16 protein-coding genes and 1 pseudogene are annotated in these 20,901 nt (G+C 72.4%); 8 read left to right on the top strand and 9 right to left on the bottom strand.

The genetic code is table 11. The annotated features are described in order from the left end of the window. Positions 1–140 precede the first annotated feature (140 nt). On the bottom strand, positions 141–662 hold the full coding sequence (locus tag ACIQG9_RS05760; protein WP_400398706.1) for a hypothetical protein: 522 nt from the start codon (positions 660–662) through the stop codon (positions 141–143). Positions 663–986: 324 nt separating this feature from the next. On the opposite strand from ACIQG9_RS05760, the pseudogene ACIQG9_RS05755 reads away from it, so the two are divergent. Then, positions 987–1,175, top strand: a pseudogene (locus tag ACIQG9_RS05755) (endonuclease/exonuclease/phosphatase family protein); the annotation flags it as partial. Positions 1,176–1,190: 15 nt separating this feature from the next. On the opposite strand, the gene cimA reads toward ACIQG9_RS05755, so the two are convergent. Continuing rightward, positions 1,191–2,774: a citramalate synthase gene (gene cimA / locus ACIQG9_RS05750; RefSeq protein WP_400398705.1), complete on the bottom strand. Its 1,584-nt coding sequence runs from the start codon at positions 2,772–2,774 to the stop codon at positions 1,191–1,193. A gap of 353 nt (positions 2,775–3,127) precedes the next feature. Here cimA and ACIQG9_RS05745 point away from each other — a divergent pair, with 353 nt between their 5' ends. The 4 genes from ACIQG9_RS05745 to ACIQG9_RS05730 all read left to right on the top strand — a co-directional run bounded on the left by ACIQG9_RS05745 (position 3,128) and on the right by ACIQG9_RS05730 (position 5,659). Continuing rightward, entirely contained in the window at positions 3,128–3,688 is a 561-nt protein-coding gene (locus ACIQG9_RS05745; protein ID WP_400398704.1) for a peroxiredoxin, read from the top strand. Between the two features lies 1 nt (position 3,689). Then, positions 3,690–4,220, top strand: a complete 531-nt coding sequence (locus ACIQG9_RS05740) for a carboxymuconolactone decarboxylase family protein (protein WP_400398703.1) — start codon at positions 3,690–3,692, stop codon at positions 4,218–4,220. A 159-nt stretch (positions 4,221–4,379) separates the two neighbouring features. Next, positions 4,380–4,838 (top strand): PRC-barrel domain-containing protein, encoded by a 459-nt coding sequence (locus ACIQG9_RS05735; protein ID WP_400398702.1) that lies wholly within the window; start codon positions 4,380–4,382, stop codon positions 4,836–4,838. Between the two features lie 80 nt (positions 4,839–4,918). Next, complete coding sequence (locus ACIQG9_RS05730; RefSeq protein ID WP_400398701.1) at positions 4,919–5,659, top strand: tyrosine-protein phosphatase; 741 nt, start codon at positions 4,919–4,921, stop codon at positions 5,657–5,659. Positions 5,660–5,817: 158 nt separating this feature from the next. Here the strand turns inward: ACIQG9_RS05730 and ACIQG9_RS05725 are convergent, their stop codons facing one another. Together ACIQG9_RS05725 and ACIQG9_RS05720 are read right to left on the bottom strand one after the other, a co-directional pair. Continuing rightward, positions 5,818–6,915 (bottom strand): branched-chain amino acid aminotransferase, encoded by a 1,098-nt coding sequence (locus ACIQG9_RS05725; RefSeq protein ID WP_400398700.1) that lies wholly within the window; start codon positions 6,913–6,915, stop codon positions 5,818–5,820. Between the two features lie 206 nt (positions 6,916–7,121). Further along, a complete protein-coding gene (locus ACIQG9_RS05720) occupies positions 7,122–8,153 on the bottom strand; it encodes a 3-isopropylmalate dehydrogenase (RefSeq protein ID WP_400398699.1) in 1,032 nt (343 codons plus the stop codon). 220 nt (positions 8,154–8,373) lie between these two features. Here ACIQG9_RS05720 and ACIQG9_RS05715 point away from each other — a divergent pair, with 220 nt between their 5' ends. Together ACIQG9_RS05715 and ACIQG9_RS05710 are read left to right on the top strand one after the other, a co-directional pair. Beyond that, positions 8,374–9,249 (top strand): FAD:protein FMN transferase, encoded by an 876-nt coding sequence (locus ACIQG9_RS05715; protein WP_400398698.1) that lies wholly within the window; start codon positions 8,374–8,376, stop codon positions 9,247–9,249. 357 nt (positions 9,250–9,606) lie between these two features. Further along, the gene (locus ACIQG9_RS05710; protein ID WP_400398697.1) at positions 9,607–9,963 is read left to right on the top strand and encodes a hypothetical protein; all 357 of its coding nucleotides are present in this window, start codon (positions 9,607–9,609) and stop codon (positions 9,961–9,963) included. Positions 9,964–10,053: 90 nt separating this feature from the next. Here ACIQG9_RS05710 and serA read toward each other — a convergent pair whose 3' ends face one another. From serA to ACIQG9_RS05685, 5 genes are all read right to left on the bottom strand, one after another. Then, positions 10,054–11,652, bottom strand: coding sequence for a phosphoglycerate dehydrogenase (gene serA, locus ACIQG9_RS05705; protein ID WP_400398696.1), 1,599 nt, complete (start codon positions 11,650–11,652; stop codon positions 10,054–10,056). Positions 11,653–12,756: 1,104 nt separating this feature from the next. Next, positions 12,757–13,770, bottom strand: a complete 1,014-nt coding sequence (ilvC, locus tag ACIQG9_RS05700; protein ID WP_400398695.1) for a ketol-acid reductoisomerase — start codon at positions 13,768–13,770, stop codon at positions 12,757–12,759. Between the two features lie 58 nt (positions 13,771–13,828). Continuing rightward, positions 13,829–14,344 carry an acetolactate synthase small subunit gene (gene ilvN, locus ACIQG9_RS05695; protein ID WP_400398694.1) on the bottom strand — a complete coding sequence of 172 codons (516 nt, stop codon included), beginning with the start codon at positions 14,342–14,344 and terminating at the stop codon, positions 13,829–13,831. A 1-nt stretch (position 14,345) separates the two neighbouring features. Further along, on the bottom strand, positions 14,346–16,271 hold the full coding sequence (locus ACIQG9_RS05690; protein WP_400398693.1) for an acetolactate synthase large subunit: 1,926 nt from the start codon (positions 16,269–16,271) through the stop codon (positions 14,346–14,348). 237 nt (positions 16,272–16,508) lie between these two features. After that, positions 16,509–18,908 (bottom strand): putative bifunctional diguanylate cyclase/phosphodiesterase, encoded by a 2,400-nt coding sequence (locus ACIQG9_RS05685; RefSeq protein WP_400398692.1) that lies wholly within the window; start codon positions 18,906–18,908, stop codon positions 16,509–16,511. Positions 18,909–19,019: 111 nt separating this feature from the next. Between ACIQG9_RS05685 and ilvD the strand changes: the two genes are divergently transcribed. Then, a complete protein-coding gene (gene ilvD / locus ACIQG9_RS05680; RefSeq protein WP_400398691.1) occupies positions 19,020–20,867 on the top strand; it encodes a dihydroxy-acid dehydratase in 1,848 nt (615 codons plus the stop codon). Positions 20,868–20,901: the final 34 nt, after the last annotated feature.

The raw sequence follows: 20,901 nt of genomic DNA, 5'->3' as shown, positions 1-20,901 counted from the left end.
GCACCCGTCAGGCGGTTTCCGGGGTGGATCAGGACGATCCACCCGGCTGGTCGGCAACCTCCCGAGCCGGCCTCGACCGGACGTTCCACACGAGACGGTGCCGGCCCCGTTGGGCCGGCACCGTCCGGCCGGGTCCGTGCTCAGTTGGCGATGTGCAGGTGGAACGGCCGGTCCGCCGGCACGTTGCCGGGCGTCCAGGTCTGGATGAAGACGCCGTTCACGGTCTGGTTGCGGGGCGCGACCGAGACCAGGCCGGAAGGCGGCACGTTGAACTGGTCGTTGGTGCCGATGGTCGCGCTGTGCGCCTTGAGGCTGACGTTGTAGTTCAGCAGCACCTGGTACTGGCCCGGGCCGTACTTGGTCGTGGAGACGACGTTGGCCGAGTGCTGCAGCAGGGTGCCGTTGCTGGCCACCACGGCCCACTCGACGGTGCCCGGTGCGGGGACCGCCAGGGTCGCCCCCATCGCCGCCTTTGCCTCACGCGCGGCGGCCGGCGAGACGCCCGGCTGCGACTGGCCGCCCGATTGCTGTGCCCCCGGCTGGGCGACCTCGGCCGGAGCCTTGGTCGCCGGCTGCGCGGCGGCGATCCCACCGCCGGCCAGGGTGAGCGCCAGGACGCCGAGCGTCACCGCTGCCGCCTTGCGCCTGAAGAATGTGGCCATGACAGGTCTCCCTTTTGTGACCGTGGCGATACGGCCGACCCGCCGTTCGGCGAGCCGGATGGGTTACTGCGGACGGGCCGGAAATGACGCAGGCAGAAGACCTACGCCCGCACCGGAAATGTTGACCAATCAACGTTTCCATCCGGCCTGAGCAGGCATTACTACGCTCTGTTGTGGCGCCTCAACCACGAGGAACCTAACACCGAGAAAAGCGGAGCGTCAATAGACGATCAACCCGTTTTGCAATTGCGAAGCCGATGTCGGGAATTGCGAGAGGCGAGCGCTCAACCATTCACGAAATAGATTCGCCGGCCCCTGCTGGGCGCGGCCGACGCCGTCGGGGCGGGGCTGGTGGGCACCTGGGGCCCGTACGACGGCGACCCGGTCCCGCCGGTCACCATCGACCACGTCCTGGTCGACCGCCGGATCGCCGTCCGCGCGGTCGCCGTCCACCCGGTACCCGCCACCGACCACCGCGCCGTGCTGGCCACCCTCCGCCTCCCCACCCCCTGATATCGGAGCGGGCGGTCAGACCCGAGCGTGGTCGAGGCCGTAGGTGAGGGCGTCGACGAGGGCATGCCAGGACGCCTCGACCACGTTGGGGTGGACCCCGACGGTGGTCCAGTCCCGGCCGGTGCCGTCGGCGGTCTCCACCAGCACCCGGGTCACCGCGCCGGTGCCGTGGGTGCCCTCCAGGATGCGGACCTTGTAGTCGGCCAGCTCGAACTGGCGCAGCTCCGGATAGTGCCGGGACAACCCGACCCGCAGCGCCTCGTCCAGCGCGTTGATCGGGCCGTTGCCCTCGGCGGTGGCGATCACCCGCTCACCGCGTACCCGGATCTTCACGGTGGCCTCGGAGACCACCGCGCCGTCCTCCCGGTGCTCGACCAGCACCCGGTACGACTCCAGCGCGAACGGCCGTACCGGCGCGGCGTCCGGCAGCTCGGAGCGGACCAGCAGCTCGAACGAGGCGTCGGCGGCCTCGAACGACCAGCCGCCCGCCTCCAACTCCTTGACCCGGGCGGTCACCTTCGACACGGCGTCCGGATGGCCGGCCAGGTCCAGGCCCAGCTCGCGGCTCTTCAGCTCGACGCTGGCCCGGCCGGCCATCTCGGTCACCAGGATCCGCATGTCGTTGCCCACCACCGACGGGTCCACGTGGTTGTAGAGCAACGGGTCGACCTTGATCGCGCTCGCGTGCAGCCCCGCCTTGTGGGCGAAGGCGGCGGCCCCGGCGTACGCCTGGTGGGTGTCGGGGGCGATGTTGGCGATCTCGGCGATGGCGTGCGAGACCCGCACCATCTGTTCCAGGCAGCCCTCGGGTAGGACGGGCAGCCCGAGCTTGAGCTGGAGGTTGGCGGCGACGGCGAAGAGGTCGGCGTTGCCGGGACGCTCGCCGTACCCGTTGGCGGTGCCCTGGACGTGCCGGACCCCGGCCTCGACGGCGGCGATCGTGTTGGCCACCGCGCAGGCGGTGTCGTTCTGGGCGTGCATGCCGAGCAGCTCCGGGGCGATCCCGGTGCGCGCGGTCAGCTCGGCGATGGCGGCGGTCACCTGGGACGGCAGCATCCCGCCGTTGGTGTCGCAGAGCACGAACCGCTCGGCCCCCGCGGCCAGCGCGGCCTCCACCACCAAGGCGGTGTACGCCGGGTCGTGCCGGTAGCCGTCGAAGAAGTGTTCCCCGTCGACGAACACCCGCCGGCCCTCGGCGACCAGGTGGGTGACGGTGTCGCGGACCATCGCCAGGTTCTCCGCGCCGGTGGTGCGCAGGGCCCGTTCGACGTGCCGGATGTCGGCCTTCGCGACCAGGGCGACGGCCGGGGTCTGCGCGTCGAGCAGCCCGCGCACCTGCGGGTCGTCGGCGACGGCGACCCCGGCCTTGCGGGTGGCCCCGAACGCCACGAGCACGGCGTGCCGCAGGTCCAGCTCGGTACCCGCCCGGCGGAAGAACTCGGTGTCCTTCGGCACCGCGCCCGGCCATCCGCCCTCGATGAAGCCGACCCCGAACTCGTCGAGCAGCCGGGCCACCGCGAGCTTGTCGATCACCGAGTAGCTGAGCCCCTCGCGCTGGGCGCCGTCGCGCAGCGTGGTGTCGTAGACCTGGAACGTCATCGCGAGTCCCTTCTTCGGACCTTGGGGGAGCAACAAAAAGACCCCCCGCGGATGCGGGAGGTCGGCGCGCTCGGCGGAGGGGGAGGCCGGGCGCGCTAGCTGCCAATGATCAGGGCGGTGCTGGTCACGGTCGCCACTTTGCCACCCCACCCATGCTTTTGGGAGGCACAATCCACATGCCGGGACGGTGACGCTCAGTGTCCATAGCCGATCGGCCGGCCAGCCCGGCGCCACACCCGCCGCTGGTGATCGACTTCACAAGTCACCCCCGCTGCCACCAGGTGAAAACCCTCCTGCGGAAGTATCTGGAACCGATCCAGATACCGGCCTCGCGCCGCTGCCAAGGAGGACCTGTGCTCACTGTCGGTGACCGCTTCCCCGAGTACGAACTCACCGCCTGCGTGTCGCTGGACGCCGACAAGGCGTTCGAGACGATCAACCACAAGTCCCACCAGGGCAACTGGCGGGTGGTCTTCTTCTGGCCGAAGGACTTCACCTTCATCTGCCCGACGGAGATCGCCGAGTTCGGCCGGCTCAACGGCGAGTTCGCCGACCGGGACGCCCAGGTGCTCGGCGTCTCGGTGGACAACGAGTTCGTCCACTACGCCTGGCGCAAGGACCACCCGGACCTGCGCGAGCTGCCCTTCCCGATGCTCAGCGACATCAAGCGCGAGCTGACCGCCGACTGCGGCGTGCTGGGCGAGGACGGGGTGGCCCAGCGGGCCACCTTCATCGTCGACCCGGACAACGAGATCCAGTTCGCCATGGTGACCGCCGGCTCGGTCGGCCGCAACGTCTCCGAGGTGCTGCGGGTGCTCGACGCCCTGCAGACCGACGAGCTGTGCCCGTGCAACTGGAACAAGGGCGGCGAGACCCTCGACGCCAACGCCCTGCTCGCCGGCGCCGGCGCCTGAGATGGGTCTGGACGTCGTCAAGGCGGCCCTGCCCGGGTACGCCAAGGACATCAAGCTCAACCTCGGCTCCACCGTCGGCACCTCGACCCTGAAGCCGGAGCAGAGCTGGGGCACCGCCCTGGCGTGTGCCGTCGCGGCCCGCAACCCGGTGGTACTGCGGGAGATCGCCGCCGAGGCGGCCAGCCACCTCACCCCGGAGGCGGTCGAGGCGGCCAAGGGCGCCGCCACCATCATGGCGATGAACAACGTCTACTACCGGGCCAAGCACCTCATCGGCGACGAGCAGTACGCCTCGATGCCGGCCCGGCTGCGGATGCAGATCATCGCCCGGCCGGGCGTGGACCAGGGTGACTTCGAACTCTGGTGCCTCGCCGTGTCGGCGATCACCGGCTGCGGGGTCTGCCTGGAGTCGCACGAGAAGGCGCTGCGCGGTGCCGGGTTCACCCGCGAGCAGGTGCACGAGGGGCTGCGGATCGCCGCCGTCGTGCACGCCGCCGCGGTGGCCCTGGACGCGCAGGACGCGCTGGGCTGACTCGGACGGCCGGACGGGCCGACGCCGCGGATCGCGGCGTCGGCCCGTCGTCGTTTTCGGTCACGGGGTGTGGAGGGCGGCCGACCCGGGTACCTCATATCCGGACACGAAACGCCATCTCTCCGAAAACGACCACGACAGTCGAGGCAGGAGCTTCTCATGGACAGGCTCGACCCGCGCACCACCCACGGCACCACCGACCCGATGCTCGACGGCGGCCAGGGCATCGTTCCCGGCGGCGCCCCCGCCGGCGCCTTCAGCCCGTGGAGCTACCGCGACGAGGCCGGGGTCGCCGACACCGACCTGGTCGGCTACAAGGTCGAGGCGACCGACGGCGGCATCGGCAAGATCGACGAGGCGAGCCACGAGGTCGACGGCAGCTACCTGGTCGTCGACACCGGGCCGTGGATCTTCGGCAAGAAGGTCATGCTGCCGGCCGGCACCGTCAACCAGGTCGACCACGACGACCGGAAGGTCTACGTCGACCGCAGCAAGGACCAGATCAAGGCCGCCCCCGAGTACGACGAGACCAGCCACAGCGACTCGGCGTACCGGGACAAGCTGGGCGGCTACTACGACGACACCTACGGCAACCTGCCCCCGGGCACCGCGCGGTAGCCGATCGGGACGCACGGCCGGTGGGGCGCACGCCCCGCCGGCCGTTACGGTGCCGGGGCTGCCTCCACTACCGTGGCCGAGTGGACTCCATCGAGGACAACCGCAGAATCCCGTTCTCCGCGATGTTCAACTTCCGTGACGTCGGCGGCTATCCCGGCCACGACGGTCGCGCGGTGCGGTGGAACCGGCTCTACCGCGCCGACTCCCCGCACCGGATCGACGGCACCGACCGGGAGGCTTTCGCCGCCCTCGGCATCCGCACCGTGGTCGACCTGCGCCGACCGTCCGAGGTGGACCGGGACGGCCGGGTGCCCGCGCTGGACGGCCTGACCTACCGGCACATCCACCCCGAGCACGCCGACTGGACGCAACGGAGGTACGAGCCCGGGTCGAGCCTGGCCCGCTACCTCGCCGACCGGTACGTCGACCTCGCCGAGACCGGCACCGCCGGGCTGGCCGAGGCGGTCGGCCTGATCGCCGACAGCGCCAACGCACCCGTCCTGGTGCACTGCGTCGCGGGCAAGGACCGCACCGGCATCGTCTGCGGCCTGACCCTGGCGGTGCTCGGTGTCAGTGACGACGACATCGCCGAGGACTACGCGCTGAGCACGGAGTCGTCCCGGCGGTTCGGTGCCTGGGTGGCGCAGACCGCGCCGGACGCCGAGAAACTGCCGGCGCCGTTCCTCGCCTCCCCCGCCGAGGCGATGACGCTCTTCCTCGGCGAGCTGAGGCACCGGCACGGCTCGGTGGAGCACTACCTGCGCCACGCCGGGGTCACCGACGCCCAGCTCGCCGCCCTCCGCGATCACCTGCTGGAGTGAGCCGGGTCCACCCGGCGGACAGGCACGTCGCGGAACCCGGACCGCGGGGACGGAGCACCGGCGCCGCGACCGCCGGCCGCGCGGCGAGCAGCGGCGCGGCCGGTGGTCGAGACGGCCGCTCAGCCGGCCTGGGCCGCGCCAGCGCGGCGGCGGACGGATCAGAGAACGCGCCGCACCCAGCCGTGCGGGTCGGGGGACTCACCGCGCTGGATCGCCACCAACTGCTCGCGCAGCGCCGTGGTGGACCGGCCCGGCTCACCGCCGCCGATCAGGAACTCGCCGTCGGGGAAGCGCACCCGGCCGATCGGGGTGATCACCGCGGCGGTGCCGCAGGCGAAGACCTCGCGCAGCCGGCCGCTCTCCGCGTCGGCCTGCCAGTCGGCGAAGCTGACCGGGCGTTCCTCGACCCGGTGCCCGGCGGCGGCAGCCAGGGTGAGCAGCGCGTCCCGGGTGATGCCGGGCAGGATCGTGCCGGTCAGCGGCGGGGTGACCAGGGTGTTGTCGTCGTAGACGAAGAAGACGTTCATGCCGCCCAACTCGTCGACGAAGCGGCGCTCCACCGCGTCCAGGAAGACGACCTGGTCGCAACCGGCCTCGATCGCCTCGGCCTGCGCGGACAGCGAGGCGGCGTAGTTGCCACCGCACTTCGCCGCGCCGGTGCCACCGGGGGCCGCCCGGGTGTAGTCCGGGGAGACCCAGACGGTGACCGGCCTGACCCCACCGGCGAAGTACGCGCCGGCTGGCGACGCGATGACGCAGTAGAGGTACTCGTTGGCCGGGCGCACGCCGAGGAAGACCTCGCTGGCGAACATGAACGGCCGCAGGTAGAGGCTGGCGTCGGCGCCCTCGGGGATCCAGTCCCGGTCGATCTCGACCAACCGGCGCAGCGACTCGACGAACATCTCCGCCGGCAGCTCCGGCATGGCCAGCCGCTGCGCGGAGGCGATGAACCGGGCGGCGTTGGCCTCGGGCCGGAACATGGTCACCGAACCATCGGCCGTCCGGTACGCCTTCAGCCCCTCGAAGATCTCCTGCGCGTAGTGCAGGACGGCGCTCGCCGGGTCCATCGGGATCGGCGCCCGGGCCTCGACCCGGGGGTCGTACCAACCCTTGCCCTCGGCGTACCGGATGGTCACCATGTGGTCGGTGAACACCCGGCCGAAGCCCGGGTTGGCCAGCAGGGCGGCCCGGTCGGCGGCGGATACCGGCGTGGGATTCGGACGGACCTCGAAATCGATCATGTCACCACCGCTCATCGCGCTGACCTCCCTGCGGGTTGACGGCGTACGGGACCGCACGCCGGAGCTGATGCCAGAAACCTACCCCGAACGGTCGTTCAGCGGATAGCGCCACCTGCTGGACCTTCCGGGCCCGTTCGGGTGACCCCGGGCCGGCGACCTGCCGACCTGCGACGGTCCGACCGGGCACGGCACCGGCCGCCGGACCGGCGGCGGTGGGCGGGTCAGGCCACCGAGTGGGTGGCGAGCCGGTCGCCGACCTCGTCGGTACGCAGCGGTACGCCCGGCGTGCGGGCGGCCAGCTCCGCGGCGACCGCACCGGTCACCCGGGCCGCCGCGTCGACGTGGCCGAGCTGGTCGAGCAGGAGGGCGGCGGAGAGCACGGCGGCCACCGGGTCGGCGACGCCCTTGCCGGCGATGTCCGGCGCCGAACCGTGCACCGGCTCGAACATCGACGGGTACGCCCCGGTCGGGTTGATGCAGCCGCTGGCCGCCAACCCGATCCCACCGGTGACGGCGGCGGCGATGTCGGTCAGGATGTCGCCGAAGAGGTTGTCGGTGACCACCACGTCGTACCGCTGGGGCTGGGTGACCAGGAACATGGCGGCGGCGTCGACGTGCTGGTACTCGGTGCTGACGTCGGGGTGCTCGGCGGCGACGGCCGCGAACGCGCGGGCCCACAGCGACCCGGCATGGGTCAGCACGTTGGTCTTGTGCACCAGGGTGACCTTGCGGCGCTCCCGGCGGCCGGCGCGGGCGAACGCGTCCCGGATCACCCGCTCCACCCCGTGCCGGGTGTTCAGGCTCTCCTCGGTGGCCACCTCGGCCGGGGTGTCCCGGTGCAGCGTGCCACCGGCACCCGCGTAGAGGCCCTCGGTGCCCTCCCGGACGACCACCAGGTCGACCTCGCCCGGCTTGACGCTGGCCAACGGGCCGGGCACCCCCGGCCAGAGCCGGGACGGGCGCAGGTTGACGTACTGGTCGAAGGCGAAGCGGAGCTTCAGCAGCAGCCCGCGCTCCAGCACGCCGGGCGGCACGGTGGGGTCGCCGACCGCGCCGAGCAGGATGGCGTCGTGCCCGGCCAGCTCCGTCAGTACGGAGTCGGGCAGCACCTCGCCGGTGCGGTGGTACCGTGCCGCGCCGAGGTCGTACTCCGTGGCCTCGATGCCGGGGAGCACGGCGTCGAGGACCTTGAGGGCCTGCGCGACCACCTCGGGTCCGATCCCGTCCCCGGCCACCACCGCGATCCGTGCCACCTGCCGCTCCTCACCTCGTCCGCTGCTGTGAACGGTACGTCGCCGTCCCGGCTCCCGGTACGAGCCTTCCATGATTTGGGACGCCGGAATGCTCAGCAGGCTCCCAGGTGACATTCATGGTGCGGTCATCTCCACTGCTTATGGTCTGCCCAGGACGGTTCAGGGGGACCGGGACGGACCAGCCGCGACGCCGCGGCACCGTCGGCGAAGGAGCAGTGTGATGCGGACCGAGCAGCAGCGGGGGCCAGGCAGACTCGACGAGCAGCCGCGTACCCGCTGGGTGGACCAGACAGGCTTCTCCCGACGCCGCCCCGACCTGCGCCTCGGCACCCGCAGCCACCGGCTCGACCGGCCCGGTGACGCGCCCGGCGACCGGATCGCCGTGCAGCACACCGTCCGGACCGGCACCGCCGAGTACTCGCTCCTGCTCAACGCCCCGGCGCAACTGGGCCGGCGGACGGTCGGCGAGGCGCTGCGCGACGCCGTCGCCGAACTGCGGGCCATCGACCTCACCTACGGGCCGGCCCGGCCGGACAGCCTCGTCTCCCGGCTGCGGCGCGGCGAGATCAGCCCCGAGTCGTACCCGCCGCTGACCGACCTGGTCGACCGCTGCGCGGCGATGCGGGCCGCCACCGACGGCTGGTTCGACGCCTGGGCGGTCCCCGGCGGCTTCGACCCCGGCGGCCTGCTCAACGGCTGGGCGGTGGAGCGGGCCGCGGCCCGGCTGCGCGCCGCCGGGATCACCGACTACGCGGTGCTCTCCGGCGCCGACCTGACGGTACGCGGGTACGCCGCGCACGGCGGCCCGTGGCGGGTGGCGGTGCACCACCCCACCAACGGACGTCGGGCCCCGCTGGTGCTGGAGATGACGGCCGGCGCGGTGGGCACCTCCGGGGTGACCGGCCGCCAGGGGCACGTGGTCGACCCGCACACCGGCGAACCGGCCGGACACCTGGTCGCCGCGACCGTGGTCGGACCGGACCTGGCGGTGGCCGACGCCTACGCGACCGCGCTGTACGCCGCCGGACCGGTCGGGCTGTCGTGGTTCCGCAACGGCTCGGGATATCAGGCTCTCTTCGCCCACCGGCGCCGCTGAGCGGTGCCGCGGCACGTCGGCCGACCTGTGGAGGGGGTCCACGGGGTGGCGCGGTCGACGGGTCGGCGATCGGCCCCCACGGTCTCGGCAACGACCGTGGGGGCCGGTCAGCGACGAATGCGCGTGGCTCGCGCAATCGAGGGGTGCGGACCGGCCGGCCGGATGTCTGACCTCGTCACCCGAAGACAGGCCGACGCCCCGACTTTCCCGGTGACCGCACCGGTACGGTAGCGAATCGACGCAACTCGACGCAAGAGTCTCCACAGCGGACCGTTCCGACCGGACACTCGAACTACCTGCGGGAATTCCGGCGGGTCAGTGTCGCCCGGGTGAACGCGTGATGGCACGCTGTCCGCCGTGAGTTTCGATCTGAGCGTGTGGGCCCTCCACGACGGGGCCACGCCGGAGGACGTGCGGGCGGCGGTGCGGCGGTGCCGCGAGGGGCAGCACGGCGACCGGTACCCGGATCCACGGGTGGTGGCGTTCTACCGGGCCATCACCGCCTCCTACCCCGACCGGCCCGCCGGTCCGGGCACCCCCTGGGAGGTCGCACCGCTGCACGCGGCCAACGACCACGTGGAGTTGAACCTCGTCCCCACCTGCGAGGACCAGGTTCTGCTCGACATCGAGCGACTGGCCGGCGTGCACGGCCTGATGCTCTTCGACGCCCAGGACGGTTCGGTCTACCCGCCGCCGTCCCGCGTCGCCCGCTGACCCACCGTCCGGCCGCGCCCGGCATCGGCGGCCGGAGACGACGGAGGGCCCGACCGTACGGCCGGGCCCCCTTCGTGCTGTGTCGGTGGACTACTCGTCGCGCAGGTCCGCCGCGCTGGCGGAGGTCGCGCCGATCGAGTCGGCCGCCGAGGTGAGCAGGTCCGCGCCGAGCGCCTGGTCGACGGTGAGGGTCATCAGGGTCTCGCCGCCGGCCTCCCGCCGGGCCACCTGCATCGCCGCGATGTTGACGCCGGCCTCGCCGAGCAGGGTGCCGACGGTGCCGACCACACCCGGCCGGTCGACGTAGCGCAGGAAGAGCAGGATGCCCTCGGCGCCGATCTCCACATCGAAGCCGTCCACCTCGGTCAGCTTGATGACGTCCCGGGCGCCGGTGTGGGTGACCGTGCCGGAGACGCTGACCGTACGACCGTCGGGCAGCGCCCCACGGACGGTGACCAGGTTCGGGTGGTCGACCGTGTCGGCCTGGGCGGCCAGCGTCACCTCGACGCCGCGCTCGGCGGCCAGGTGCGGGGCGTTGACGTAGGTGACCTGCTCCTCCACCACCGAGCTGAACAGCCCCTTGGTGGCGGCGAGCTTGAGCACCGAGACGTCGTGGTTGACGATCTCGCCGCGCACCTCGACGGTGACGCTGGCGGCCACCCCGCCGGCCACGGCGGTGAATGCCCGGCCCAGCTTCTCGGCCAGCGGCAGCAGCGGGCGGACGTCCTCGGCGACCACGCCGCCGGCCTGCACGTTCACCGCGTCCGGCACGAACTCGCCCTGGAGTGCCAGCTTGACGCTCCGGGCCACGGCCAGGCCGGCCTTGTCCTGCGCCTCGTGGGTGGACGCGCCCAGGTGCGGGGTGGCCACCACGTTGTCGAAGGCGAACAGCGGGGACGAGGTGCAGGGCTCCTTGGCGTACACGTCGACGCCGGCGCCGGCGACCCGTCCCTCGGCGATCGCGTCCGCGAGGGCCTGCTCGTCGACCAGGCCGCCCCGGGCGGCGTTGACGATCCGGACGCCCGGCTTGACGATCGCCAGCTCCTTCTCGCCGATCAGGCCGACCGTCTCCGGGGTCTTCGGCAGGTGGATGGAGATGAAGTCGGCCTCCCGCAGCAGCTCCTCCAGCCCCACCAGCCGGACACCGAGCTGCGCGGCGCGGGCCGGCTGGATGTAGGGGTCGTACGCGATCAGCCGGGTGCCGAAGGCGGCGATGCGCTGCGCGAAGAGCACCCCGATGCGACCGAGGCCGACCACGCCGACGGTCTTGCCCTGCAGCTCGACGCCGGTGTACCTGGACCGCTTCCACTCCCCCGCCTTCAGCGCCGCGCTGGCGCTGGCGGTGTTCCGCGCGACGGCGAGCAGCAGCGCGACGGCCTGCTCGGCGGCGGAGACGATGTTGGAGGTGGGGGCGTTGACGACCATGACGCCGCGCGCGGTGGCGGCCGGCACCTCGACGTTGTCCAGACCGACGCCGGCCCGGGCGACCACCTTCAGCCGCGGAGCCGCGGAGATCGCCTCGGCGTCGATCTGCGTGGCGCTGCGCACGATCACCGCGTCGGCCTCCGCGAGCGCGGAGAGCAGGGCCGGGCGGTCGGTGCCGTCGACGTGGCGCACGTCGAAGTCGTGCGCGAGCACCTCGATGGCGGCGGGAGCGAGTTCTTCGGCGATCAGTACGACAGGATTCATCGGTCCTCGTAGACGTCGTATTAGGTCGGCCGGGGCGACCGGGCGCCGCGATGCGCCCTGCGCCGATCCGTGCCATGGCCGTCAGGTGCCGGTCACGCACCTATCCATGGATCGTAGGGGGCGCCCCCGTCGGCATGTCCCGGAGTCCGGGGTGAGCGCCCTCACACAGCGTTGTCGCACGCCCGTCATCCCCCGTTCATCCACGGCCACGGTGCCGGGCGGCCCGGTCTATGCCCGGTGAGGCGTGGCTCACCCGATCCCGGCAGGTGAACCAGGCGACCGGCAACGCCCCGCCCACGCAGACGTGTCCGCCACAGGGCGGAGGCCGGAGGGCGGAGGGCGGACGCCGAATGGGCCCAAGTCGGAGGGGCGCATGCCGGAGGGGCGGATGCAAGACGCACAGCGCACCGATTGGCGGGCGAAGCCCGGGCAGCATTCGACCCCACCCGGGCACTCACCGACGGTGACGGCGGCGGGAGCCAACACACCCCTGAAGCGGTATGCCTGAGCGGCATATTTATGCCGCTCAGGCATACCGCTCGGTGGACATGTGGGCTTGACCGCGACACGCTCGCCCGATGCGGGCACGGCCATCGGCACGGACGCGGCACAGCAGGCAACGGCTACGGCGCGAACCCGGCGAACCTGCCGGTCGAGCCCCCACCTGGTGTAGCCGGCATCTCGGCGCAGACAGGTCCAGGCTAGGACCACGAACAGGGCCGGAACCACGAACAGCAGCCAGGACTTGAACAAGGCCAGGACCACGAACAAATCGAGGGCTACGAACAAGGCCAGGACCACGGGCGGGGGCGAGAGCACGGGCGGGGGCGAGAGCACGGGCGGGGGCGAGAGCACGGCTGGACGGGACGGGCAGGACCAGCGCAAACGCGGAGACGCGCGACGGGAGTAGAAGCTCAGTCGACGCGCGGCCTGGCACCCATGCCCGCCTACGGCTGGGCACCCTGGCGGGCTCGCGGCCGGGCACCCAGTCGGCCTGCGGCCGGGCACCCCGGCGGCCCGCGGCCGGACGCCGGGGAGAGCGTCGGGTCGCGGGCCACGCGGGGTGGGGCGGGTGGGCGGCCCCGGGACGTGGGGCCGCGTGGATCAGGCGGTCTCGGTGATCGGGCGGTCCACCCAGCTCATCATGGCCCGCAGCTTCTGGCCGGTCTCCTCGATCGGGTGCGCAGCGCCCTCGGCCCGCCACTTGGCGAAGTTCGGCCGGCCGGCCTCGTCCTCGGCCACCCACTCGCGGGCGAACTCGCCGGACTGGATCTCGCCGAGGATCTTGCGCATCTCCTCCTTGACCCGGGAGTCGATGACGCGCGGGCCACGGGACAGGTCGCCGTACTCGGCGGTGTCGGAGACGCTGTAGCGCATCCGGGCGATGCCGCCCTCGTACATCAGGTCGACGATGAGCTTCAGCTCGTGCAGGCACTCGAAGTAGGCCACCTCGGGGGCGTAGCCGGCCTCGGTGAGCACCTCGAAGCCGGTCTGCACCAGCGCCGCCGCGCCGCCGCAGAGCACCGCCTGCTCGCCGAAGAGGTCGGTCTCGGTCTCCTCGGTGAAGGTGGTCCGGATCGCGCCGGCCCGGGTGCCACCGATGCCCTTGGCGTACGACAGGGCGAGCTGGAACGCGGTGCCGCTGGCGTCCTGCTCGACGGCGACCAGGCAGGGCACGCCCTTGCCGTCGACGTACTGGCGGCGGACCAGGTGGCCGGGGCCCTTCGGCGCGACCATCGCCACGTCCACGTCGGCCGGCGCGGTGATCAGGCCGTACCGGATGTTGAAGCCGTGGCCGAAGAAGAGCGCCTTGCCGGGGGCGAGGTTGGGGGCGATCGACTCGGCGTAGATGGTCCGCTGCGCGGTGTCCGGCGCAAGGATCATGATGACGTCGGCCTCGGCCGCCGCCTCGGCCGGGGTGAGCACCCGCAGGCCCTGCTCCTCGGCCTTCGGCCGGCTCTTCGAACCGGCCGGCAGGCCGATCACCACGTCGACACCGGAGTCGCGCAGCGACAGCGCGTGGGCGTGGCCCTGGCTGCCGTACCCGATCACCGCGACCTTGCGTCCCTGGATCAGGCCCAGGTCGGCGTCGTCGTCGTAGTACACCTCAACGCTCATTGACTTCCCTTTCGTACGGCGGTCCTCGTCGGCCCGTCGTGGACTTGTGCGGTGGTGATCAGGCGGCCCGCAGCGCGGGCCCGGCGGTGATGGAGCGCGAGCCGCGCCCGATCGCCACCGTGCCGGACTGGACCATCTCCTTGATGCCGAACGGCTCCAGGTCGCGCAGCAGCGCGTCGAGCTTGTCCGGTGTGCCGGTGGCCTCGATGGTGAGCGTGTCCGGCGCGACGTCGACCACCCGGGCCCGGAACAGGTTCACCGTCTCCAGCACCTGCGCCCGGGCGTTGCGGTCCGCGCGGACCTTGACCAGCAGCAGTTCCCGGGCGACCGAGACCTGCGCGTCCAACTCGACGATCTTGAGTACGTTCACCAGCTTGTTGAGCTGCTTGGTGACCTGCTCCAGCGGCGACGACTCGGCGTTGACCACGATGGTGATCCGGGAGACGTCGGGGTTCTCGGTCTCGCCCACGGCGAGGCTGTCGATGTTGAAGCCGCGCCGGGAGAACAGGCCGGAGACCCGGGCCAGGACACCCGGCTTGTTCTCCACCAGCACGGACAGGGTGTGCAGGGTCATGTCAGATCTCGTCCTCGTCGAAGGCCGGGCGGACGCCACGGGCGAACATGATCTCGTCGTTGCTGGTGCCGGCGGCGACCATCGGCCAGACCATCGCGTCCTTGCCGACCACGAAGTCGACGACCACCGGCGCGTCGTTGATCGCCATCGCCGCCTCGATCGTCTTGTCGACGTCGGCGGCGTTCTCGCAGCGCAGGCCGACGCAGCCGAGCGCCTCGGCCAGCTTGACGAAATCCGGGATGCGGTGCTTGTGGGTGCCCAGCTCGGTGTTGGAGTAGCGCTCACCGTAGAAGAGGGTCTGCCACTGCCGCACCATGCCGAGGTTGCCGTTGTTGATCACGGCGATCTTGACCGGGATGCCCTCCAGCGCGCAGGTGGCCAACTCCTGGTTGGTCATCTGGAAGCAGCCGTCGCCGTCCACCGCCCAGACCACCGTGTCCGGCAGGCCGATCTTGGCACCCATCGCCGCCGGGACGGCGTACCCCATGGTGCCGAGGCCGCCGGAGTTGAGCCAGGTGCCCGGCTTCTCGTACGAGATGAACTGGCTGGCCCACATCTGGTGCTGGCCGACGCCGGCCACGTAGACGGCGTCCGGACCGGCGATCTCGCCCAGCCGCTTGATCACGTGCTGCGGGGAGAGGGTGCCGTCGGCGGGCTCCTCGTAGCCCAGCGGGTAGCGCTCGCGCAGGTCGTCGAGCTGGGTCCACCAGTCACCCAGGTCGGCGCGGTGGCCCGCCCGCTGCTCGCTGGTCACCGCCGTGAGCAGCTCGTCGATCACGTGCCGGGCGTCACCCACGATCGGGACGTCCGCGTGCCGGTTCTTGCCGATCTCGGCCGGGTCGATGTCGGCGTGCACCACCGTCGCGTCCGGGGCGAACGAGTCCAGCCGGCCGGTCACCCGGTCGTCGAACCGCGCCCCCAGCGCCACGATCAGGTCGGCCTTCTGCAGGCCGTAGACGGCGGCGACGGTGCCGTGCATGCCGGGCATGCCCAGGTGCTGCCGGTGCGAGTCGGGGAACGCGCCCAACGCCATCAGGGTGGTCACCACCGGGATGCCGGTCAACTCGGCGAGCTTGCGCAGCCCCTCGGTGGCACCGGCCTTGAGCACTCCGCCGCCGACGTACAGCACCGGCCGGCGGGCCATCGCCATCAGCCGGGCCGCCTCCCGGATCTGCTTGCCGTGCGGGTGCAGGGTCGGCCGGTAGCCGGGCAGGTCCAGGGTGGGCGGCCAGGCGAAGGTCGTCGGCGCCTGGAGGACATCCTTGGGGATGTCGACCAGCACCGGCCCGGGCCGCCCGGTGGCGGCCAGGTGGAACGCCTCGGCCAGCACCTGGGGGATCTCCTCGGCGGTCTGCACCAGGAAGTTGTGCTTGGTGATCGGCAGGGTGATGCCCTGGATGTCCGCCTCCTGGAAGGCGTCCGTGCCGATCGAGGGCCGGGCCACCTGGCCGGTGATCGCGACGATCGGGACCGAGTCCATGTACGCGTCGGCGATCGGGGTGACCAGGTTGGTCGCACCCGGCCCGGAGGTGGCGATGCAGACGCCAACCCGGCCGGTGGCCTGCGCGTACCCGGTCGCCGCGTGACCGGCGCCCTGCTCGTGCCGGACCAGGATGTGCCGCACGGTCGAGTCGTAGAGCGGGTCGTAGGCGGGCAGGATCGCCCCGCCCGGGATGCCGAAGACCACGTCGACGCCGAGCGCCTCAAGGGACCGCACCAGCGAACCGGCACCGGAGACCTGGGCCGGCGCGGGCTGCCGTACGGCCGGGGTGGCTCCGTCCGCGCCGGCCCGGCCGGCACCGGCCGGGATGGCACCGGCGGCGCCGGGACGCGGCGCGGGGTTGGGGTCGGCGTCGCTGGCCGGCTCGGTGACCGTGCGCGCCCGCCGGGCGGAGTGGGCGAGTGTCTCTGGCGTGGGTCTCGTCATGGCGGTTCAGGCCTTCGGCTGGAGTGGGTGGAGCTTCTACGACAGGTGCGACGGGGGCGGCTGACCGCCCCGGTGGGTCCGACGGCAATAAAAACGGCCCTCGTGCAGATGCACGGGGCCAGCGCACTCTCGACGGGGGAGAGTGCGCTCAGGTAAGTACTCGCAGCGACCGGATCGACGACATGGGCCAAGCCTGACGCATCTCACGCGATGAGTCAACTGATCCCACATGTTGGTTCACGAACGAGGGACACCGTCTCCGGTGAACGGCCCGGCCTGCGCGGATCCCTCCTCCGCGGCGCGCGGGGCGGGCACCGCCGGTGACGCCGGTGGGTGGGACCGCAGCCGGGGCAGCAGCGGCGACGGGGCGGCCGGGCGCGGCACCGGCGGTGGGGCCGGCGGCAGCGACGCCGGACGGGCACCCGGCGAGGTGGCCGCCTCCAGCATCGCCTCCAGGTGTTCGGCCGGCACCCCCCAGCCGAAGAGCGCACCCTGCCCGAACCGGCACCCGGCGGCGACCACCGCGGCCAGCTCGGTCGGGGTGGTGACACCCTCGGCGATCACCTCCATGCCGAGCTGGTGGCCCAGCCGCATGACGATGTCGACCATCGGGGCGAAGGCCGGCCCGTCCCGGCCCACCGGGCGGACCGGCTCGTGCTCGGCGACCAGGCTGTGGTCGATCTTGAGGATGTCGATCGGCAGCCGACGAAGCTGCCCCAACGAGGAGTACCCGGCGCCGAAGTCGTCCAGCGCGATCCGCACCCCGGTCAGCCGCAGCGCGGTCAGCCGGCGGATCAGCTCGTCCAGGTCGGTGGCGACGGCGTGCTCGGTCACCTCCAGCACCAGCCGCTGCGGCGGTACGTGGTGGGCGCGCAGCGCCTCGGCCACCTGCACCACGTACTCCGGGGCGTGCAGCTCACGCGGGGAGACGTTGACCGACACCCAGACGTCGTGCCCGTCGGCGAGCCAGCGGGAGAGCTGCCGGCACGCCTGGTGCAGCACCCACGCGCCCAGCTTGGCGATCATCCCGCACTCCTCGGCCAGCGGGATGAACTCGTCCGGGCGGACGTTGCCCAGCTCCGGGTGGTGCCAGCGGAGCAGCGCCTCCGCGCCCACCGGACGCACCGAGGGCAGCGAGGCCACCGGCTGGAAGGCCAGCCGCAGCTCGTTGCGCTCGATCGCGCCACGCATCTCGTGCTCCAGCCGGGTGCGGCGCAGCAGCAACTGGTCGTAGGTGCCGTCGTAGCGCTCGATCCGGTTCTTGCCGCGCTGCTTGGCGTAGCGCAGCGCCAGGTCGGCGTGGCGCAGCAGCCCCACCACGTCCGGGTCGCCGAGCTGACCGGCCACCCCGATGCTGACCGAGAGGAAGACCGGGCCGCCCGGCTGGTCGTACGCCCCGCCCAGCACCCCGAGCAGCCGCTCGGCCACCACGTCCGCGTCGGCGAGCTCGCCCCGCATCAGCACCGCGAACTCGTCGCCGCCGAGCCGGGCGGCCAGGTCACCGGGGCGCAGATTGCCCCTGAGCCGCCGGCCCACCTCGGCGAGGACCATGTCGCCGACGTCGTGGCCACGCATGTCGTTGACGTTCTTGAAGCCGTCCAGGTCGAGCCCGAGCAGCGCGCAGCCCACCCCGTCGGCGGCGCGGCGCTGCATCTCCCGCAGCAGGCCACGCCGGTTGGCCAGGCCGGTCAGCGGATCGGTGTGGGCCAGCTCACGGAAGTGCGCCTCCCGCTCGGCCAGCCGGCCGGCGTAGCGGCGCACGTCGTTGAGGCTGAGATGCTGCCGGGCGACCAGCGCGAAGCCCTCGACGCTGCCGGCGACGATGCCCAGCGCGTCGAACCGGCCGCCCTGCACGAGGTGGTACATCGCCGAGGCGGCCATGGCGAACATCGGTATGAAGGCGTACTCGCCGTCCCGCCGGATCAGGTCGATGTCGACCTGGCCCAGGGCGTCCACCCGGTGCACCGCCAGGGCGCCGGCGGGCAGGCCGACGGCGAGCAGCACCGCGCCGCTGAGCGCCATCGCCGGACCGCCCTGGCAGACCCCGGCCGAGACACCGAGCCCGCCGGTGGTGGCCGCGATGATGCCGGCGCCGAGCAGGGCGAGGCGCGACCGGGGCGCGTCGGCCCGGGCCACCACGATCACGGCGAGGCCGGCGGTCAGGGCCACGGTCACCGAGGCGAGCAGGATGGCCGGGCAGGCTGCCGGGGTCGCCGCGCCGAGCAGCCGGGTCGGCTCCGAGAAGAGCACCCAGCCGACGAACCAAATCGCGGTCGCCATGACCAGCCCGTCGAGGAGCAGCCGCGCGGTCGCCGCCCGGGCGACCGTCGCGCCGGGCAGCCGGAGCAGGCCGGCGCAGAAGGCCAGCCCGCTGAGCGCGGTGCCGATCGAGATCAGCGACGCCCAGCCCGTCTGCTGGCCGCGCTGGTGGGCTCCGTGGTCGGCCGCGCCGAGCACGGCGGTCACCCCGACGAGCATGGTGACCGACCCGATCGCGGCGGCCAGCGCGAACAGCAGGTGCGCCTGGCGGTGCCGCCCGCCCCGGCGTCGGGCGGAGTGGGCCAGCAGCATGGTGGCGGCGGCGGCGAGTAGACCGCTCAGGACCGCGACAGCGACCATGCCCGGGGGTAAACGCACGACTTCAACTGTGCCGGATCGGCAACAGCCGCGGGGTACCGGGTGTGCAACTGTTGGGACACGGCCCGCGTCGGTGGGGGTCGCCCGGCTGGCGGTGCAAGACTGGTACGCATGCCTGAGCTGCGGTCGAGGACCTCCACCCACGGTCGGACGATGGCCGGCGCCCGGGCCCTGTGGCGGGCCACTGGGATGACCGACGACGACTTCGGCAAGCCGATCGTCGCCATCGCCAACAGTTTCACCCAGTTCGTCCCCGGCCACGTACACCTGAAGGACATGGGTGGTCTGGTCGCCGACGCGGTGGCCGAGGCCGGCGGGGTGGGGCGCGAGTTCAACACCATCGCCGTCGACGACGGCATCGCGATGGGCCACGGCGGGATGCTCTACTCGCTGCCCAGCCGGGAGCTGATCGCCGACGCGGTGGAGTACATGGTCAACGCGCACTGCGCGGACGCCCTGGTCTGCATCTCGAACTGCGACAAGATCACCCCCGGGATGCTGCTGGCCGCGCTGCGGCTGAACATCCCGACGGTCTTCGTCTCCGGCGGCCCGATGGAGGCCGGCAAGACGATGGCGATCGAGGGCGTCGTGCACTCCAAGATCGACCTGATCGACGCCATGATCGCCTCGTCCAACGAGGCGGTCACCGACGACCAGCTCGGCGAGATCGAACGGTCCGCCTGCCCCACCTGCGGCTCCTGCTCCGGCATGTTCACCGCCAACTCGATGAACTGTCTCACCGAGGCGATCGGCCTGGCCCTGCCTGGCAACGGCTCGACGCTGGCCACCCATGCCGCGCGCCGGTCGCTCTTCGTCGAGGCCGGCCGCACCGCCGTGGAGATCGCCAAGCGCTGGTACGACGAGGACGACGCCTCGGTGCTGCCCCGGAACATCGCCAACCGGGCCGCCTTCGACAACGCGGTCGCCCTGGACGTCGCGATGGGCGGGTCGACCAACACGATCCTGCACCTGCTCGCCGCCGCCCGCGAGGCCGAGCTGGACTTCACCGTCGCCGACATCGACGCCATCTCCCGGCGGGTGCCCTGCCTGGCCAAGGTCGCCCCGAACTCCCCGCAGTACCACATGGAGGACGTCCACCGGGCCGGTGGCATCCCCGCCATCCTCGGCGAACTGGACCGCGCCGGCCTGCTGCACCGCGACGTGCACGCCGTGCACGCCCCCTCCCTCGCCCAGTGGCTCACCGACTGGGACGTCCGGGGTGGCTCACCCCGGCCGGAGGCGGTCGAGCTGTTCCACGCCGCCCCGGGCGGGGTACGCACCACCGAGCCGTTCTCCACCAGCAACCGCTGGTCGTCGCTGGACACCGACGCCGCCGGCGGCTGTGTACGGGACCGGGAGCACGCCTACAGCGCCGACGGCGGGCTGGCGATCCTGCACGGCAACCTGGCGCCGGAGGGCTGCGTGGTCAAGACCGCCGGGGTGCCGGAGGAGTGCCTGACCTTCCGCGGCCCGGCCAAGGTCTACGAGTCGCAGGACGACGCGGTCTCGGCGATCCTCGCCAAGGAGGTCGTCGCCGGGGACGTGGTGGTGATCCGCTACGAGGGCCCCAAGGGCGGCCCCGGCATGCAGGAGATGCTCTACCCCACCTCGTTCCTCAAGGGCCGGGGGCTGGGCCGGTCCTGCGCGCTGCTCACCGACGGCCGGTTCTCCGGCGGCACCTCCGGCCTGTCCATCGGGCACGCCTCCCCCGAGGCCGCCTCCGGTGGCCTGATCGCCCTGGTCGAGCCCGGTGACGAGATCGTCATCGACATCCCGGCCCGGTCGATCGAGCTGAACGTGCCGGCCGACGTGCTGGAGGCCCGCCGGGTGGCGCAGGAGAAGCGGGACCGGCCGTACACCCCGGTCGACCGGCAGCGGCCGGTGTCGGCGGCGCTGCGCGCGTACGCCTCGATGGCCACCTCGGCCAGCGACGGGGCGTACCGCCGGGTCCCCGAGTGAGAGGGGCCCCTTCTTGCCGGCTGGCGTGGAGGGA

Origin of the sequence: Micromonospora sp. NPDC092111 (assembly GCF_044755745.1) — a bacterium.
Classification (GTDB): Bacteria; Actinomycetota; Actinomycetes; order Mycobacteriales; family Micromonosporaceae; genus Micromonospora.
Note: the sequence above shows the minus strand (reverse complement) of the source record. Positions and strands in the feature narration are given on the sequence as shown.